Raw genomic sequence first — 19,540 nt, 5'->3', positions numbered from 1 at the left:
TTTTATATAAGCTAAAAGCAGAATGCGCAAAGCCTAAAGCAAACAAATTGATTATCAAGTTTATTTGACTGCTATATGTGAAATTAATTAATAGACTTTATATAATGTAAACAGAAAGGCGAAGGGCTAAAAGGCTTTTCGCCTTTTTCATTTAAGACTATTGATGACTTCGTCAGCAAGAGCTTTAAGCTTCAGATTAATCGGCCAGTTCCCTTAAATCAACAGGGACTACTCGTGAAATACCCTGCTCAACCATGGTTACGCCATAAATAACATCGGTACTGGCAATAGTGCGTTTATTGTGGGATACGATAATGAATTGCGACTCTTTAGAGAACGTACGGATAATGTTATTGAACTTATCGATATTGGTATCATCAAGCGGCGCATCAACCTCATCAAAAATACAGAACGGTGCCGGCTTAAGCAGGTATAGCGAAAACAGGATAGCCGTTGCGGTAAGCGTTTTCTCTCCTCCCGACAGTTGGTTAATAGATAACGGCCGTTTACCTTTGGGCTTGGCGATTATATCGATATCCGATTCGAGCGGATGATCAGGATCTGTAAGGATCAAATCGCATGAATCTTCTTCATTAAACAATGAACGGAACACTTTGATAAAGTTTTCGCGCACCATCATAAAGGCGGTCATGAACTTATCTTTAGCCGTATCGTCAATCTCCTGAATCGTAGCCAGCAATGATGCTTTAGCCTCGCTCAGGTCTTTTTTTTGCGCCTGGATAAAGGTATAACGCTCGTTCATTTCGTTATAAGCCTCTACCGCCATAGGGTTTATAGCACCAAAATCGTCCAGCTGTTTTTTCAGCTTCTCGGCTTTCTCGCGCAGGTCCTGCTCATTTTCGCMTTCAGGCACCTCGCTTTCGGGAAGGTCCTCAATATCTATATTAAACTCAACCGAAAGGCGTTCTTTCAGTGCGTTCAAGTCTATCTTTAAATTATTACGTTCGTCACGCAGCTCGTTCTCAATAACCTCGCTATTTTCCTTCTTCCGCCTTAATGAGCTTACCTGGTTTTCATTTTCGGTGATCAGACCCCGCCATTGATAGTGTTCCTGTTCGGCTTGTTGCGTAGCCTTTTCCAGGTTCTCTTTTTGCTCATACATTTCGAGCAGGTTATCGTCCGAATTATCGGCCAGCTTCAGGTTTTCCTGTATAGCAATTTTCACTTTTTCGAGTTCGCTGCTGTTTTGCCTGATACGTGTTTCAAGGCTTTCCTGCTGCGTATCGCGGTAGTCAAGGTCTTTCATTAAACCCGACACCTTGTTTTGCTGCTGATGGAAGCGAATGTTTTCCTGGTTATATGCGTTTGATTGTACCGATACGTATTCATTAAGCTCGTTAAAAGCCATCTGCTTATCGGCCAGTAAATCGCTTTGGATCTGCCGCTGGGTTTTCAGTTCGGCCAATTGCGGTTGCAGGGCAGCCATTTCATCCTTTATTCCGGCAATTTTGCGGGCGATGTCTTCCTTGCGGTTAAGGCTGTTTTCAATAAAGGTTTGGTATTGTTCCTGCCGGGTTTTAACAGTGATCAGTTCCGTATTCAACCTGTTAATGATCAACTGTTGTTCGTTGATCTCGGCAGCTTTGGTTGATGAACGTAAAGCAGCAAGCTTATTCTGCAATTCATCGGATTTAGTACGGAACGCCCCTACCTGGTTCTCTATCCCACGGATCTCCTTGGCTAAATTCTCCAGGTTTTTAGCACGACCGATCCTTTTACCTTCAAACAAACCCACTGAACCACCGGCCATGGTATGTTTTGATTTATTGAACTTTCCGCTTTTGCCTATCAGCACTACGCCTTGCGGCAAAGCCTCACTGTTGATCTGTCCCTCTTTATCATCATTAACAAGGTAAACACCTTTAAGCAGGTAATTACAAAGTGGCAGGTAACGTTTCTCAACCTCAATAACGCCAAGCGCAGGAATAGCATCAACTCTCTCAAAATTTACCTGTGCAGCAATTTCATCGGCATAGTTGTTCAGTACAAAGAAGTTTGCCCGGCCTTTAGCCGAATTGCTCAACAGGTTAATAGCCTTCACCGCATCGTCATAGCTTTCAACTACATAGTAGTTCATGAGCGGTTCCAGGTAGTTTTCGATGGCTACGCGAAATTCCTCCTTACAAAATAGCACATCGCTGAACAGCGGCGCGTTTTTAGCCCAGTCGGTATTCTTTTTCAGGAACCTGATCGACTCAGGAAAACCTTCCAAACTATCAACCATACTTTTGGTAAGGTTGTATTCGTTTTGCTTGGCATCCAGGCGGCGACTTTCTTTTATAATGGTATCCTTAACCGAGTTCAATTCAACATCGGTTTCGGCAATTTGCTCTTTTAACTTATTTTCAAACTCAACAGCCTGCTGAAACTCATCATCAAGCGTTTCCTTGCGGTATTGCAGCTCGGCAACCACCTGGTTAAAGTGCGAAAGTTCCACCTCTTTATTGGTGGTATCTTCCATATTGCGCTGACTTTCCTGCTCCAAAGCCTGCTGCTGGATCTGTAAGATATCCAGGTCTTTTTCGGCTTTGTAAGCCTGATTTTGCAGGCGCGTGTTAATGTTATTTAACTCGTTAAGTTCGTTGCGGGCTTCGGTTTGCTGTGCACGCAATTCATCAACTGCCTCCTTTAAATCAGTTACCCGGCTTTGGATAGTTTGCAGAGTTTCATCCTCGGTAGCTTTTTCTTCGCTTAAGCGCTTAATGTTGTACAAAACGTGGTTCAGCTGGTTTTTATCCCGCTCCAACTCTTCCGTCAAACGCGACTCTTTATCCTGTTGAAATTTTAGTTGTTCGTTCTTGATCTTCTTTTCGCTTTCATAAGCTCGGATCTTGGAAACAAACTCGTTAGTTGTTTTTTGCTGAACAGACAGGTTCTTTTCCTTGGTGATGCTATCCAGCTTTTGCTGTTGCAGGGTAGCTTCTAAAGTATCTATCTGCGCTATAATATCACCTTTATCTGCTTTATGCTTTAACTTCTGCTCCTCTATCTTTTTTAATGATTCGCTGAAAGCCACTATCCTGAACGAGGCCAGCATAATACTCAGCGTTTTGTACTGTTCTTTGAGGCGATAGAACCGTTCCGTCTTCTTCGCCTGGTTCTCCAGTGATTTGAGGTTCTTCTCAATCTCAAACAGCAGGTCGTCAACACGGGCCAGGTCCGCCTCGGTTTCCTTCAGTTTACTGAAAGTCTGCTTTTTGCGGAGCTTATATTTGGAGATGCCGGATGCTTCCTCAAACAGGTTACGGCGTGAACCCTCTTTATTGGTGATGATCTCGTCGATCATCCGGAGCTCGATGATAGAATAGGAATCGGAGCCGATACCCGTATCCAGGAAAAGATCGGTAATATCCTTTAACCGGCACTGTACATCATTTAAACGGTATTCACTTTCGCCGGTACGGTAAAGTTTACGGGTAAGCGTTACCTGCGAATAATCGGTAGGCAGTATGTTTTTTGTATTATCAAAAGTCAGGGAAACCTCAGCAAGGTTGGCCGATTTCCGGCTCTTGGTACCGTTAAAAATAACGTTATCCATCTTCTCCGAACGAAGCGCCCGGGTGCTTTGCTCACCCAAAACCCAACGGATACTATCAACAACATTCGACTTACCACAACCGTTGGGCCCCACAATAGCGGTAACACCCTCATTAAAATTGATGGTTATTTTATCGCCAAAACTCTTGAAACCCTTGATTTCTAAACGGGTAAGCTGCATTTAATTTATTAAGTACCTTGCAAAGTTCAAACCTTCAAAGTAATCATAAATAATTGAGTTTTGAAAGTATATTTTGAGGAGAAAGGGAAAAGGCTAAAGGTTATAGCACCATGTCATTGCGAGCGCAGCGTGGCAACCGCAGGGAAGCATAGCCGCCCTGTATAGTATGCGGTTGCTTCGTCGTTCCTCCTCGCAATGACATGAAGAAGAAATCAAACCCTTATCTCCCCTTTCAAATAAGTAACCGCCTTACCGCTCATTAGCACGCGGTCACCTTTAAGCTCACACCAAAGTTCGCCTCGGCGGGCCGAGAGCTGGTAGGCATGAAGGTTATCTTTACCTAAACGTTTTGCCCAGTAAGGGATCAGGTTGCAATGTGCCGAACCGGTTACCGGGTCTTCTGGTATACCTGCACCCGGCGCAAAAAAGCGGGAAACAAAATCGGCTGTATCGCCGGGAGCGGTAGCTATAATACCTACAGTATCCATTTTTGACATCGCGAAGAAATCGGGTGTAAGATCTTTGATATCCTGCTCGGTTTCATAAACAATAAAATAGTCCCTCGAGCGCAAAAAGGCCACCGGGTGTTTTTCCCCAAGTGCTTCAGCCAATCCATTTGGGGCCTCAATAGGAATGGGCGGCCGCGATGGAAAGTCCATGGTATATTTATCGCCATCGCGCTTTACGGTAAGCGTTCCTGCTTTTATGGTGTCAAAATGAATAGTATCACCTTCATAACCCATTTCCGAAAACAGGATATGTGCCGATGCCAGTGTAGCATGACCGCAAAGATCTATTTCATATTCGGGTGTAAACCAGCGAAGTTTATAGCCGCCCCCTTCTTTTACAAAAAAGGCAGTTTCGGCAAGATTATTCTCAATGGCTATTTTTTGCATGGTAGCATCAGGCAGCCATTCATTAAGCGGACAGATAGCCGCCGGGTTACCGCCAAAAAGCTTATCGGTAAACGCGTCGGCCTGGTATATTGGGATGGTCATAAAAATATTGTGTTTAGCTAATATAGTGAGCTGAGAGTCAAGATGCAAGTCAATAAGAATCAAGATGCAAGACTATAAGAATAAAGATTTTTATTATTCAGCGTTTGTAATTGTGTTTTTACTGCTTCTTAATTCTTTTCTCTTATTCTTACCTCTTGATTCCTTCCTCTATTCGATCCATAAAACGGAATTACCCGATTTATATTGGTTGGGTTCGTAAAGTTTATTGCCCGGATCAATCATCCACTTACCGTCAACAATAAATTTATATAGTTGCTTGCCAGGTTTCAATTTAACATCAACCGTCCACTCGGTACCATTAAAAGCAAGGGTGTAGCCAAACTCATCAAAATTGTTGAAGCTTCCTGCCAGGTGAACGCTTTTGGCATTATTGAAACCGCTTAACTTAAACGTATAATTAGGTTTTACCGAAATATATGAATTGACAATGCCGCCCTCCATCATATTCCGTGGGTTTTTAGGGTCCGTAATCCACCTRCCATCCACAACAAACTTATAGCCATAATTACCAGGCGGAATGATCAGCGATAAAGCCCAGCCCGTTTGGGTTTTGGAAAGCGGAATTAAGCCACGCTCCCAATTATTAAAACCTCCGCCCACATATACTTTTTTAGCATCGGCAAAACCATCAAGCTTAAAAACTACTGTTTCGCCAAGATTTAGTACTGAGTTGGTAATGCCATCATCGCCTTGGATCTTGTTTGGATTGGCAGGATCGGTGATCCATTTGCCATCCACTAAAAAACGATATGCCTGAGTACCATCATGCAGGTAAAGCTGCTTTTGCCAAACTCCGCCATTTTTTTCCATGATGAGGCTATTGGCATTCCAGTTATTAAAACTGCCTGCCAGCATTATTTTACGGGCGTTGGCATATCCATTCAGTTTAAAGGTATAGTTATAACGAAAGTAGATGGAATTATCATCATGATCCGCTACCAGGTTATTATACCGGTCGTTGATCCAATGGCCGTCAACAATAAATTTATACTCGTATTTGCCTGGTTTCAGCTTCAGGTCGGCAATCCAGCCGCTGTCTGTTTTAGCCATGATACCTTTAAGGGTACTCCAGTTATTAAAGTTCCCTGATAACAGCACTCTCCTGTTTTGCAAATAGCCAGGCAAAAAGAAACGGGTTAATCCCGATGGCAACTCATGCACGGTAACTTTAGCAAAGTTGTTGATACCGAAATCAACATCAGCAGGATAACCCGGCGAACCATCATTTTCATTATCCATTTTAGTGGTGATCAGGTAAGGCCTGGTTTGCGGGTTAAGGTTAACATCTTCAAGCGGCCTTTCAAACTTAATTACATTGCCCTGCTTTGCTGCCATTGTCCAGCCATCTTTTTTCAGGGCGGTAAAGTCGCCTTTTAAAACAGCAGTGGCATTAACACCTTTTAGACCGGCTTTTTTGAGCAGGCTATCCACTTCTGTTTTGGACGAGCGCGTATCAATGATCAGTACCAGTTTATCTTTGCCCATAACCAGGTTGCTGCGTTTTTGCGCCCTTGCAGATATAGCCATGCAAACAATCGCAAAAAAAACAATAACTATATGCGTGCAACTTTTCATATTACTGGTTATTGTAAATGTACATTTCAAATTCTTTTTTAACAAAGTTGATGGTGAATATACCGCGAACAAAGAAGTCGTAGCCTAACACTCCATCAATTTTGTAACCGTAAGCATTTCCCATTTTTTCAAGATTGGTTATCAAAATACGGTTTTTCATGTACTTGCGGTCGCCAACAACCAGGTTATCAAAGCGGGTATAGATCACTTCGATGGAAGTACCGCCTATACCCATAATTTTTGAGCGGCTGATAACATCCATATCGGGGATCAGTTTTTTTGAACGGCGGTAATCAAGCAAGCTGGTTTCGGCGGCGCTGTCAAAAGCAAACCAAAGCGTTTTATCGTTCACTGTACCCTTCATTAAAATAACGTCGTTAAGCAAACTAAAAGGGCTCACCATAAAGCGATCATGAAATACTTTTTCGGCTTCGGGGATATTCCCGTTCTCATCAAGCTTTTGGATGTAAAGGGTATTACGAAAAAGATCAACCGTAACCGCAAAACCTGCAAATAATCTGGTGCCCAGCAATCCTAATATTTTAATCCCCTTGCCGTTTTCAATGGCAGACAGATCGGTAACATCGGCCCGGAGCCTTGGATAATTCAGATCGAGGATGTTAAAATTGCGGACGTAAGTTGTAAACGAACTCGCGGCATAGCCATTAATACCTCCCGATTCCTGCTCTGCTACGTGCGGCAGATCCCTGAAATAAGTTTCATTTAAAACCAGGTATGGAGCACCTGTATCCAGCACAAAATTGCCCTCAAGCGTATCAATTTGCGCTTCAACAATGATCAGGTTGCCGGCTCTTTTTATAGGGATCACCAGCGTTTTAAAATCGCCGTCGGGAGATGGAGCGGGGTTGGGCCTAACGTTTTTAAAGGTGATGCCGCCAATAGTCACATTCTCTTTTCCCGCAGCATTAAAACAGCAGAAAACAAAAATTATGATAAACAAACAAACCTTAGGCATTGCATTACATACTATACCTAATAAGACCCGCTTTCTATACTACAAGTTACAGCCCAACGATTAAATGATGTGATTGGCATATCCGTACCTGATAAGGTCGTCGGGGTTGCTTATAGCTTTAGTGCTGCCATCATTGATCAGGATTACCCTATCGGCCACATCGAGTATATTATAGTACTGATGATCGGTAACAATAATACCCTTCACCTCCGCGCATTTACGAATAATACCTTTAAACATTTCCGTTTGTACCGGCGAAACATGTGTAAACGGTTCATCAAGCAAAATAAAATCGGCCCGGCTGTAAATACACATCAGGGTTTCCAGTTGCCTGAGCTCGCCGCCCGATAATTCGCCGGCCTTTTTACTTTTACTATTTTGCCAAATAGATTGAGCGGTGAAATCATCCCAAAACTGTTCGTCAATAATGGTCTTAGCCAGGCTTTCGATCTTTATATTTTGCGGCAGGTAATTATGCTGTGGCAGGTAGGCTACACGCCCTCCGTCATAACCTTTGTAAATATGCTTATCATTAATACTGATGTGCTTATAAGATGGCTTTAGGGTACCAAAAATAATCCGCAGCAACGATGATTTACCGCAACCATTACGGCCAAGCAGACCCACCACCTCGCCCTGCCTGCAATCGAGGTAAATATCCTGCAAAATTTTGCGCCCATCAAACTCCAGGTGAACGCTATCGGTTTTCAAAATATGCTGGCCCAATATTTTACAAGCTTTAAGAGTGATAGCAATAAACCATAGGCTACGGCGTCGCAAGTAAGGGCATATAGATACAATCTGTCGATACCATAACCTGCATTGCGGAAGTAGAAGAAAGCCTTGTTAGAATTATAATTGTAATGCTGAAAGCCGATCATTATGCCATAGCTCATTACTTTCAAAACATACGACCCAACAACGTTTACCTGTCCACGAAACAGATAGTAAATACATATCATATTGATGGCCGTACACCATAACAATATCGACTTATAAAAATACCAGGTAATTTTTATGGTGTTACGCATTCAGCTAATCATGACAGGTCAGCTAAAATAACGTAGGTTGAGGATTAAAATTTTCTCCATCGGCAATTCTTATTTTATTCACTAACAAATGCGCCTGGCGGGTAGGTTCGGGAATGCGATATCCCTTGATACAGTTTTTGATGAGCTCAACACTTTGCTCCATGCTAATATGGTGCCCCGGAGAGATATAAATGGGATTACACTTCCTTTTGGTGCGTAAGGCGGTGCCTATCAGCTCACCTTTATCATACATTGGGCTTTGGTCAAACACTTCATTACCGGGCTCCTGGTACCTGCCGTAAAGCCTGCTTTTAGCACTGCCGATGGATGGAACATTGGTAAGCAAACCAAAATGGGTAGCTATCCCTGTACGGCGCTCATGCGCTATCCCCTGCCCATCTAAAACCATGACGTCGGGCTTAAAGGGCAGCTTCTCCCAAGCTTCCAATAAAGCAGGCACCTCCCTGAAAGCCAGCAAGCCGGATATATACGGAAACTTTGTTTTGCTGATGGCCGTTGCGTGGCCTATGATAGTTAATTCGGGATATTTTAACAGGACTATGCCCGCATAAACCACTTCCGAATATTTATTGAATGAGATATCGGCACCACCTATGATCTTAACGGACTTATCTAAAGGGCGGATATCTATTTGCCCGCGTAGTTCATGCTGCCAGGCTATGGCCTGTTCGGGGGTAAGGTTTTCATATGCTGCTGGCCGCACCGTTGATTGGGAATTGATTACGCTGATTTAGTTGATAACTTATTGTGATAATGATTTTTAAGGGGATTTTGTTTTGATTCTGATGGATTTACTCAATCACATATTCAAGCGTTGACGCTTGAATATGCCAGTTTTAAAACAGCCAACCATTCACTTAGTCAACCCAGGCAACCACTCATCTCAATACGAACTCACATTACTATAATCAATATTGGTTACGCCACTGTAATCCGGTACAAAAGTATCTTCCTTGCTAATGGCCATATCAAATTCAAACGATGCCGGATAAGGTGTATTGAGCAAACTACCTTTCGGGATGTAAGGGAATAACTCGCCATAAGTGAGGATTTGGCTGTGGTTGATACGGCGGTAAATATACATGCGATGCAGATCGCAGGGCTTGGTTAAACCTGCAGCGCCTATCATTTGGATAGCACTGCTGATCGTCAACCTGTGAAAGTTGGCTACACGAACTTTTTTATCATCAACCACTAGGCCTTTCATCAGGCTTTTATCCTGCGTGGCTACACCTGTAGGGCAGGTATTGCTATTACACTCCAGCGCCTGGATACAACCAAGGGCGAACATCATACCGCGGGCACTGTTACACATATCGGCACCGAGAGCGAAATTTTTGACAAGATCAAAGCCGGTAGCAACTTTGCCTGATGCAATGAGTTTAATACGCCTTTTAAGATCGAAACCTGTCAGCGCATCATAAACAAATGCCAAAGCTTCACGCAGCGGCATCCCAACCGAGTTACTGAACTCCAATGGTGCGGCACCCGTACCGCCCTCTCCCCCATCAACCGTAATAAAATCTGGCGTTATGCCCGTTTTAACCATCGCCTTGCAAATAGCTAAAAACTCACTTTTATGACCAACGCACAATTTAAACCCGACAGGCTTCCCCCCTGAAAGATCGCGGAGCTTTTGAATAAAGGACATCAATTCTAAAGGATTGGTAAAAGCGGTATGATATGGCGGCGATATTACATCCTCTCCCATCTCCACCAACCTGATACGGGCAATTTCGGGGGTTACCTTAGCTGCCGGTAAAATACCACCGTGACCGGGCTTTGCTCCCTGAGATAGTTTGATCTCGATCATTTTTACCTGCGGAAGTACCGCACGTTCTGCAAAAGCATCATAGTTTATCGTTCCATCTTTATGGCGGCAACTGAAATAGCCTGTACCGATTTGCCAGATGATATCCCCGCCGGGTTGCAGGTGGTAATCACTCAGGCCACCCTCGCCGGTATTGTGGGCAAAGTTATCCAGTTTAGCACCACCGTTAAGGGCCAAGATAGCGTTCATACTCAGTGAGCCAAAACTCATGGCCGAAATATTGAATACACTGGCCATATAAGGCTGCTTGCATTCCGGTCCACCTACTTTTACACGCGGATCCATGTTCAGCTTATGATGATCGATAGCAGCAATGCTATGATTAAGCCATTCGTAACCATTATCATAAACATCAAGTTCGGTACCGAAGGGGCGGGTATCATCAACCTTTTTGGCACGCTGATAAACTACACTCCTGTTTTGACGATTGAAAGGCGTGCCGTTGGTATCGCTTTCAATAAAGTACTGATATATTTTGGGCCTCAACTCCTCCATCAAATACCGCAGGTGACCAAACACCGGGTAATTGCGCACAATGCTGTGCTTGGGCTGTATCATATCATAAAAGCCGATAACATAAATAGGTCCCATGAATAGGAATGACCATACCGCCGGCGGCCAGATAATGCTCCAGGCAGTTAGCATGCTAAATATGATAAAGAAGGAAACAACGAAGAGCTTTCTCATGGATGGTTAATTTTATATGAAGCGGCTATTAAGTTTTATAAAAATAGATTTATAATTTAAACAATAGGGCAAATTTGTGGTTAACAAACTTACTCTATGTCGTTTTAAAGTCACAAAGCAAAAATAGATGTTTAAACATTCATTTTTGTACTTATCTTTGTATCAACAAAAAAAACAAAAAAATCATGGCAACAGAAACAGCAACAAAATGGGTTATCGACCCAATGCACTCAGAAGTACAATTTAAAGTTAAACACCTGGTTATCTCAACTGTAAGCGGTTTTTTCAAAAGCTTTAACGGTGAGTTACTAACTGACAACGATGATTTTGATAATGCAGAGATCGACTTTGCTCTTGATATCAACAGCCTCGATACCAATCAGACCCAACGCGACGAGCACTTAAAATCAGCTGAATTTTTTGATGCTGAAAAATATCCACAGATCACTTTCAAATCAACTTCATTCACCAAAACTGATGACGAAGAATATGAATTGAAAGGTAACCTGACCATTAAAGATCAAACTAAACCGGTAACCCTTGACGTAGAATTTGGTGGCTCGGCTGCTGATTTTTATGGCAACACCAAAGCAGGTTTTGAGATCAGTGGTAAAATTAACCGTAAAGAGTTCGGCTTAACCTGGGACGGCGTAACTGAAGCCGGTTCAATTGTAGTTGGCGAAGACATTAAATTGTTGATCAACATACAGTTCACCAAACAAGCTTAATTGTTTTAATACTGTTGCTGTGTTTTAACTTTTAAAATGCCGCTGTTGTTAAAGGATCCAAACAACACGGCATTATTGAAACACTTAACAGGTTAAAATTAATGATAGAAAAGCCATTCGTTTAAAGCGAATGGCTTTTTGGTTTTTATTCGATCTGAGAAATTGTTCAGAGTTAAAAAACGTCATTGCGAGGAACGAAGCAATCCCCGACTTTACAGGGCGAATCTGCATAGCTACTCTGCTCATTGGGGATTGCTTCGTTCCTCGCAATGACGATTCTTTATTACCACCATCGTAATTACATGATTTAAAGTCGTTTCACAGCCGTTATTAAACTAAGTAGCGCTATATTTGTTCTTATACTTATGTTGATTAAAATATATCCCGAAAACCCCAATCCTAAAGCTATTGAGCAGGTGGTTGAGGTGTTAAAGAAAGGCGGCCTCATCATATACCCTACCGATACCATTTATGGTCTTGGCTGTGATATCACAAATCATCGAGCCATTGAGGCTATTTGTAAGATCAGGAACATTAAACCCGAAAAAGCTAACTTCTCCTTCATCTGTTATGACCTCAGCCATATATCAGATTATATCAAACCAATTGATAACACATCTTTCCGTGTACTGAAAAAAGCCTTGCCGGGGCCGTTCACTTTTATATTTAACGCCAGTCATATGGTGCCCAAAATGCTTAGCTCTAACAAAAAAACTGTTGGTATCAGGGTGCCCGATAATAATATAGCCCGCGAAATTGTCCGCGTTTTAGGAAACCCAATCCTCTCAACGTCAATAAGAGATGATGACGATATCATGGAATACTCTACCGATCCGGAACTGATCCACGAGAAATATGAAGACCTGGTAGATATTGTGATTGATGGCGGCTATGGCGATAACGTGGCCTCAACCGTTGTAGATTGCACCACCGGCGACTTTGAAATTGTGCGTGAGGGTAAGGGTGATTTGGAACTGTATTTGTAAGTAATCTGTAGCAGGTAGTGCCCCCGTCTAAGACATATCCGGAAGCAGATTATTCAAACATCTTACATAGTTTATCATAACACCTTTAACCTATTTAGAGAATTGGCACCAACAAAATGCCATCCAATAAATAATTTTATGTCTAATTTTTTCTTCCAATATTTTTGCAATTTCAATGCCAATTATTCGATAATAATCGAGGATGATAATAGAGTTGCTTACGCCTATTTATTGGAGGGAGAAAATATTGTGGGGGATGTCTGGCTTTATAATCAAGAGCAATCCCCGGTTAAAGAAAATTGGGATAATCCCGATGATTTACCATTCTTAAATTCGTTAGATTATATAATAAGAAAATATTTCCCCCATTACTGACGATAATGAGGTCGAAATAAAATGGCTTACGATTAATGATAATGAAGTTATACAAGAAGCTATCATTTGGATCAGAGGAAAACTTATCGCCAAGCTTTCTCAAGGATCTAAGCCAGGATGGTCGAGAGTTGTAGTACAGGACGGTCCGTTAGCAAAAGTTTATTGACTATTAAATACGTACAACATGACACCACTGGCGCAAATCTTGTGGGGAGCCATGCGGGGAGATGACTTGTGATTTTTAAAATTGTAAACTTTTTTAGGACTATACAGAATGCACAAGTCCTCCCGGCTTAGACCGTCACACAAGACTTGCGCCAGAGGAGATTTGGAGCTGTATTTGTAATTCGCCCGTTTGCAACAATGCCTGAATAAGTTAACTTTATAACTTATTAAACCTTACACATAACACGGTGGAATATTTCTCTTTCATATTACCGCTTTTTCTTGCGATATGGGTGGCAGCTCTATCGATAACTACGTTTCTTCACGAAATGGGGCACGCCATACCTGCATTAATATTTACCAGGGAACCGGTCAATATGTACCTGGGATCATATGGAGATAAGCAAAACTCGAAAAAAGTGCAAGTCTCGAGAAGATTCACTATTTATTTCAAATATAATATCCTCAGATGGCGAAGCGGTATGGTGGAGCATTATGCAACTAATCTTTCGCACGGTAAACGTATTATTATATCAGCGCTTGGCCCGTTAATGTCGTTAATGTTAGCTGTAATCGCTTTATATGTGTCGTTCTCATTCAATTTCCATGGCGCTGTTAAACTTTGTATTGCCATTTTTTCTTTCTCAGCGTTGGTCGATCTCAGAAATATTTATCCCAACCCGACACCTATTATAACCGATAATGGCACAATTACATACCAGGATGGTTATAGAATAATGTTATTACTAAAAAATAAGGATGGTTATACTTTATTAAACAAAGCGTATAAATTTTATGCAGAGGAAAACTATAAGGAAGCTATAAAGTTTTTTGAAAAATTAAAGCCCGAATTTATAGATGAAACAAACCTCTCCTATATCATTGAAGCATGCAGGCAGCTCAAATTATATTCAAAAGCCAAAGAGTTTTACACTATTATTCTGAACCGGCCGTCAAACACAATTTCAACGGAGGTTTGGGCACAAATCGGGCTTATTGAATCACTATTAGGCGAACATAAGATAGCAATGGTTTATTATAACAATTCGCTTGCCCTTGATGAAGCTAATATCTACTCACTTAGCAACAGGGCTTTTACATACATCCAATTAAAACAGTATGTAGAAGCTATCAGGGACTTTGACAGCGTAATAAAAATGCAGCCCGATTATGCTTACGCATGGGCAAATAAAGGATATGCAAAAATTAAACTTGATCTCTTAGATGATGGCCGGGAGGATATCAAGTATGCGATAAGTATCGATGAAAATGAAGCATATGCACACCGTGCAATTGGGGTGTATTATTTTGATACAAAACAATACCGCAAGGCACTCGAAAGTTTACACTTAGCTTTCGAACTTAATCCTGATACTTATGGAATAAACGAAGAAATAAAAATGGCCGAAAGCAAACTCTCAGCCATCACATAAAATTAGATATTTAAGAAATTACGGCCTTATTCCCTTCACAAACCCATCTATCTTATCCATATAACCTTCCTCACCTAAAAGCTTTACAAACCTGCTGCCTATAATGGCACCGTTAGCGTAGTTACATGCTTTAGCAAAGCTGCTGCTATCAGTAATACCGAACCCAATAATAGTAGGATTTTTCAGCTTCATTGCAACGATGCGTTTATAATAATCCTCCACACTATCGCTTAATTTCAGGTTGTAACCGGTTATGGTTGATGACGATAGCAGGTAAATAAAGCTGCTGCTTAAATCATCAATTTTGCGGATGCGATCTTCGGATGTTTGCGGCGTTACCAGGAATATATTACTTAGTCCGTTATCAATAAAATATGACGAATACATCTTTTCATATTCATAGATAGGCAGGTCGGGCACGATAATGCCATCAACACCAACTTCAGCCGCCTTTTTGCAAAAACGCTCGATACCGTACTGGGCGATGGGATTAAAATAGCCCATAAGCAAAATAGGAATACTTACCCGACTGCGCAGTTCGGCCAGTTCTTCAAACAAAACTTTCAGGCTCATACCGTTTTCAAGCGCAACTTCTGAGCTGTGCTGAACAGTTGGGCCATCAGCTACCGGGTCGGAATAAGGGAAACCGATCTCCAGGAAATCAACACCCGATTTTTCAAGGGCCTCGGCAATATCAACCGTGGTATTTAGTGCCGGGTAACCGGCGGTAAAGTATATAGATAACAGGTTGTTATTTTTTGATGCAAAAAGCTTGTTTAAACGGTTCATTGTATGTTAGGTTTGTCAGAACTCGAATTAATCGAATTTAACGATTGAGCAGAATTTTAGAATTCAATTAATTCTTATAATTCGTTTAATTCGAGTTCAGACGATTTTTTTTAATAGCCGAAATATTTAATATAAGTATCCAGGTCCTTATCTCCCCTGCCTGAAATGCAGATCACCACGTTATCGTTAGCCTCGAACTTCATTTTCTCCAAATGGGCTAAAGCATGGGCTGTTTCAATGGCCGGGATGATGCCCTCCAGCTGGCAGCAAAGCAAGCCTGCCTGTAAAGCTTCATCATCGGTAATACTCACGTACTCGCCACGATGGCTTTTAAATAAATGTGCATGCTGCGGACCAATACCGGGGTAATCCAAACCTGCGGAAACGGAGTAAGGTTCAACAACCTGCCCGTCTTCGGTCTGCATTAAAATGGTACGGCTGCCGTGCAATACACCTTCGTTTCCTAATGCTGTAGTAGCTGCCGATTCGCCGCTGTTAACGCCTTTTCCCGCAGCTTCAACTGCTACCAGTTTTACATTTTCATCATCTAAAAAATGATAGAACATGCCCATGGCATTGCTGCCGCCGCCTACACAGGCCAGTACATATTGCGGCAACTCATTGCCTGTATGCTCCAGAAGTTGTTTTTTTGTTTCGGCAGAAATAACAGATTGGAAGCGGGCCACCATATCAGGATACGGATACGGACCAACTACCGAACCTATGATGTAATGGGTATCAACCGGGTTACCTATCCAGTCGCGCAGAGCCTCGTTGGTAGCATCTTTCAATGTTTTACTGCCTGATGTAGCCGGCACCACTTTAGCGCCCAGCATTTTCATGCGCGATACGTTAGGGGCCTGGCGGGCCATATCAATTTCGCCCATGTAAACCACACATTCAATGCCCATCAGTGCGCACACAGTGGCAGTGGCGACACCATGCTGTCCGGCGCCGGTTTCGGCAATGATGCGTTTTTTACCTAAACGTTTGGCTAATAAGATCTGACCTATGGCATTATTGATCTTGTGCGAGCCGGTGTGGTTCAGGTCTTCACGTTTAAAGAAGATATTGGCGCCATATTTTTCCGAATACCTTTTGGCATGATACAACGGAGAAGGACGGCCAACGTAGTTTTTCAGCAGGTCATCAAATTCGGCTTTAAAATCATCACTATTTATGATATTGAGGTATTGCTGCCTTAATTCCTCCACGTTAGGGTATAACATTTCGGGGATATATGCCCCCCCAAAATCGCCGTAATAACCTTGTTCGTTAACTCCGTATTTCATCTGTTGTTTTTTATTATTGATGATGTTAAATGCCTGTTGTAATTTTTCGATATTCTTTAAGCCCGGTTCAATCTCAAACCTGCTGTTAAGATCAACCCCATAAAATTGGGGATGTGTGATATTTTTAACCTCTGCTATATTTTCCGGGCCTATCCCTCCTGATAAAAAGAAAGGGATCTCCAGTTTATATTGATCAAGTATTTTCCAGTCGAACGTTTTGCCCGAGCCGCCGTATTCCTTCGTTTTGGTATCGAACAGGAAAAGATCAACATTGTTCGCATAATCTTTCAGCTGTTCAAAATCAAAATCCTCATTAAGGCCAAATGCTTTGACCACCGTTACCCTGCCCTTAAAAGCAGCGCAAAACTCCGGGCTTTCATCGCCATGCAGTTGAATAGCATTAAAGCCACATTCAACAATCAGCTTTTCAATATTTTCGGCACTTTCGTTTACGAAAACACCGGTTTTTTGAATGGAAGCGGGTATAGCTCGCAGTGTATCCGCAGGCAAGCCTGCTGTATATCGGGGCGATTTTCCGTAGAAAATAAAGCCCACATAATCGGGCTGTAAAGCGGCAACCGCTTCTATATTTTCAGGATGTTTTAAACCGCAAACCTTTATTTTCATGACTTAGTTTTGCAACAGTGTATTAAAGCTTTTCAGCGCCTTTTTACTAAACAATGCTTCCTCTGCTTCATAAAAACAATCGCCAAAGGTTTTTTCCGGGCCTATGGTTTTTATAGCCAGTGCAGCATTAGCCAGCACTACGTTATTTTGAGCAGGAGTACCATCGCCCTTAAGTACATTACTAAATATGGCTGCAGAAGCCTCAACGGTATCACCGCCTATGATCTCTTTAGGATCGAGCAATTCAAAACCGAGGTCTTCAACACTGTTAATCTTCTCTCCATCAGCAGAGAAAGTTTTAAAATCGCAGGTCAGCGAGATCTCGTCATACCCTTCCAGCGCATTTATAATAGTATATTTTGTTGTTGATTTTTGGTACAGGTAAGCATACACACGGGCAAGCTCCAGGTTAAACACCCCTACCAGCTGATTATCAGGTTTGGCCGGATTAACCATAGGACCAAGCATATTAAAGAAAGTTTTAACACCCAGCTCCTTGCGGATAGGTGCAACCGTTTTCATAGCCGGGTGAAACAGCGGCGCATGCAGGAAACAGATATTGGCTTCATCGGTACTGCGTTTCAGCTCGTCGATATTATTGGTAAACTGATAACCAAGGTACTCCATCACATTAGATGAACCGCAACCTGATGATACACCGTAATTACCATGCTTGGCAACCTTATAACCAGCTCCCGCAACAACAAATGAAGCAAGCGTTGAGATGTTGAAAGTATCCTTACCATCGCCACCTGTGCCGCAAAGATCGATCAAGCCGTCGGTTTCCAGGTCGACCGGCAGGCAAAGTTCCAGCATCGCATCGCGAAAACCTTCCAGTTCCTCAACAGTAATGCTTCGCATACAATACGCCGTCATGAAGGCGGCCATTTGCGCGTTGTTGTACTTACCCTGCGCGATGTTCATCAAAATGCCTTTAGATTGTTCCCTGCTAAAGGTTTTGTGTTCAAAAAGATGATTCAGTATCTGTTTCATGTGCTCGCCCCCCGGCCTCCGCCAGCCGGCGGAGGAGTTGGAATAATTTAATTTTTATTTATTGTGCCTCGCGCTAATCGTTCCCCCTTTAGGGGGTTAGGGGGGCATAAAAAAAGGGTTGCCGTATGGCAACCCTTTTTGAATATATTTTTTAAACAAACATGGAATTGCCTTACGATTACTCGTTAAGCCACCACCAATTGTTGTTTAATTTGTTCATTGTTACTTGTTGGCACAAATATGGAAATAGTTTTTATAAAAACAAACAGAATGATAAATTTACCATGAAGCTCATTGCTTTTATATAACATGGCCATACGTAAAGAGAAAATTAACCCCGAAGACGATCTTGGTTTTGGTACCCAGCCGGTTATTAAAAGCCAGCCGGTTATTAATAAGGATGGTACTATCAATGTGAAACGTACCGGTCTGCCGCTTTTCACTACCTCAAACAACTACCACTCGCTTATTACCATGAGCTGGCGCAAGTTTTGGGTTATTGTTTTCAGCGCTTATTTTACTGTAAACATCATTTTTGCACTCATCTACGTTTCTTTGGGGCCTGATGTACTTGATGGCAAAAGCGGTAATAGCGATTTTGACCGTTTTATGGATGCCTTCTTTTTTTCGGCACAAACCATATCAACTGTAGGCTATGGCCATATCAGTCCCAAGGGTATGATCCCCAATACCATCGCCGCGCTCGAATCAATGATGGGACTGCTGGCCTTTGCTTTGGCAACCGGCTTACTTTACGGTCGTTTTTCACGCCCATCAGCTAAGATCATGTATAGCCGTAATGTGCTTATTGCCCCCTATCGTGATGGCGGCAAAGGATTAATGTTCCGCCTCGCCAACGAACGCAGAAATATTCTTATCGACCTGGAGATGGAGGTAGTTTTCAGTTATAACGATGAGGAAAATGGTAAAACGGTACGCAAATTTTTCCAGCTGGAACTGGAACGCAAACGGGTAAGCATTCTCAGTCTAAACTGGACAGTGGTTCACCCGCTTGATGAAAACAGCCCGATCAAAGATATCAACCCCGAAGAGCTTGAGCGCAGGCAAGCCGGATTAACGGTTAGTCTCAAAACTTTCGATGATACTTTTTCGCAAACCATCCATTCACGCACATCATATCAATACGATGATTTTATGTGGGATGCTAAGTTTAAGCCTGCCTTTGAGCGCGACGAAACAGGTCGTGTTATTTTGGATCTGAGCAGGATAAGTGAGTATGATATTGTCTGAACCTGAATTTTCGGAATTAAAG

Annotated in this window: 16 protein-coding genes; 5 read left to right on the top strand and 11 right to left on the bottom strand. The window is 42.3% G+C overall.

Annotated elements, in window-relative coordinates:
* Positions 1-196: 196 nt before the first annotated feature.
* From smc to AC1DUD_RS17715, 8 genes are all read right to left on the bottom strand, one after another.
* Positions 197-3,739 carry a chromosome segregation protein SMC gene (gene smc, locus AC1DUD_RS17750; protein WP_477376721.1) on the bottom strand — a complete coding sequence of 1,181 codons (3,543 nt, stop codon included), beginning with the start codon at positions 3,737-3,739 and terminating at the stop codon, positions 197-199.
* Between the two features lie 212 nt (positions 3,740-3,951).
* Positions 3,952-4,737 (bottom strand): PhzF family phenazine biosynthesis protein, encoded by a 786-nt coding sequence (locus AC1DUD_RS17745; RefSeq protein ID WP_477376719.1) that lies wholly within the window; start codon positions 4,735-4,737, stop codon positions 3,952-3,954.
* A gap of 168 nt (positions 4,738-4,905) precedes the next feature.
* A complete protein-coding gene (locus AC1DUD_RS17740; protein WP_477376717.1) occupies positions 4,906-6,285 on the bottom strand; it encodes a hypothetical protein in 1,380 nt (459 codons plus the stop codon).
* Between the two features lie 49 nt (positions 6,286-6,334).
* Positions 6,335-7,309, bottom strand: a complete 975-nt coding sequence (locus AC1DUD_RS17735) for an aspartyl protease family protein (protein ID WP_477376715.1) — start codon at positions 7,307-7,309, stop codon at positions 6,335-6,337.
* Between the two features lie 60 nt (positions 7,310-7,369).
* Positions 7,370-8,020 carry an ATP-binding cassette domain-containing protein gene (locus AC1DUD_RS17730; RefSeq protein WP_477376713.1) on the bottom strand — a complete coding sequence of 217 codons (651 nt, stop codon included), beginning with the start codon at positions 8,018-8,020 and terminating at the stop codon, positions 7,370-7,372.
* On the bottom strand, positions 8,017-8,340 hold the full coding sequence (locus AC1DUD_RS17725; RefSeq protein ID WP_477376711.1) for a hypothetical protein: 324 nt from the start codon (positions 8,338-8,340) through the stop codon (positions 8,017-8,019). Before AC1DUD_RS17725 ends, AC1DUD_RS17730 begins: the two co-directional genes overlap by 4 nt.
* 22 nt (positions 8,341-8,362) lie before the next feature.
* Complete coding sequence (nfi, locus tag AC1DUD_RS17720; protein ID WP_477376709.1) at positions 8,363-9,064, bottom strand: deoxyribonuclease V; 702 nt, start codon at positions 9,062-9,064, stop codon at positions 8,363-8,365.
* A gap of 180 nt (positions 9,065-9,244) precedes the next feature.
* Positions 9,245-10,879: an FMN-binding glutamate synthase family protein gene (locus tag AC1DUD_RS17715; protein WP_477376706.1), complete on the bottom strand. Its 1,635-nt coding sequence runs from the start codon at positions 10,877-10,879 to the stop codon at positions 9,245-9,247.
* Between the two features lie 185 nt (positions 10,880-11,064).
* Between AC1DUD_RS17715 and AC1DUD_RS17710 the strand changes: the two genes are divergently transcribed.
* From AC1DUD_RS17710 to AC1DUD_RS17695, 4 genes are all read left to right on the top strand, one after another.
* The gene (locus AC1DUD_RS17710; protein ID WP_477376704.1) at positions 11,065-11,607 is read left to right on the top strand and encodes a YceI family protein; all 543 of its coding nucleotides are present in this window, start codon (positions 11,065-11,067) and stop codon (positions 11,605-11,607) included.
* A 365-nt stretch (positions 11,608-11,972) separates the two neighbouring features.
* A complete protein-coding gene (locus AC1DUD_RS17705) occupies positions 11,973-12,593 on the top strand; it encodes an L-threonylcarbamoyladenylate synthase (protein ID WP_477376702.1) in 621 nt (206 codons plus the stop codon).
* Positions 12,594-12,695: 102 nt separating this feature from the next.
* Positions 12,696-12,968, top strand: coding sequence for a hypothetical protein (locus AC1DUD_RS17700; RefSeq protein WP_477376700.1), 273 nt, complete (start codon positions 12,696-12,698; stop codon positions 12,966-12,968).
* Between the two features lie 413 nt (positions 12,969-13,381).
* Positions 13,382-14,566 (top strand): site-2 protease family protein, encoded by a 1,185-nt coding sequence (locus AC1DUD_RS17695; RefSeq protein ID WP_477376698.1) that lies wholly within the window; start codon positions 13,382-13,384, stop codon positions 14,564-14,566.
* 18 nt (positions 14,567-14,584) lie between these two features.
* On the opposite strand, the gene trpA is transcribed toward AC1DUD_RS17695, so the two are convergent.
* From trpA to trpD, 3 genes are all read right to left on the bottom strand, one after another.
* The gene (gene trpA / locus AC1DUD_RS17690) at positions 14,585-15,355 is read right to left on the bottom strand and encodes a tryptophan synthase subunit alpha (RefSeq protein ID WP_477376696.1); all 771 of its coding nucleotides are present in this window, start codon (positions 15,353-15,355) and stop codon (positions 14,585-14,587) included.
* A gap of 110 nt (positions 15,356-15,465) precedes the next feature.
* Positions 15,466-17,274 (bottom strand): bifunctional phosphoribosylanthranilate isomerase/tryptophan synthase subunit beta, encoded by a 1,809-nt coding sequence (locus tag AC1DUD_RS17685; protein ID WP_477376694.1) that lies wholly within the window; start codon positions 17,272-17,274, stop codon positions 15,466-15,468.
* A 3-nt stretch (positions 17,275-17,277) separates the two neighbouring features.
* Positions 17,278-18,267, bottom strand: coding sequence for an anthranilate phosphoribosyltransferase (gene trpD, locus AC1DUD_RS17680; RefSeq protein ID WP_477376692.1), 990 nt, complete (start codon positions 18,265-18,267; stop codon positions 17,278-17,280).
* Positions 18,268-18,576: 309 nt separating this feature from the next.
* On the opposite strand from trpD, the gene AC1DUD_RS17675 reads away from it, so the two are divergent.
* Positions 18,577-19,518 carry an ion channel gene (locus tag AC1DUD_RS17675; RefSeq protein ID WP_477376690.1) on the top strand — a complete coding sequence of 314 codons (942 nt, stop codon included), beginning with the start codon at positions 18,577-18,579 and terminating at the stop codon, positions 19,516-19,518.
* Positions 19,519-19,540 lie beyond the last annotated feature (22 nt).

The organism is Mucilaginibacter sp. P4_A11 (genome assembly GCF_056402535.1).
Note: the sequence above shows the minus strand (reverse complement) of the source record. Positions and strands in the feature narration are given on the sequence as shown.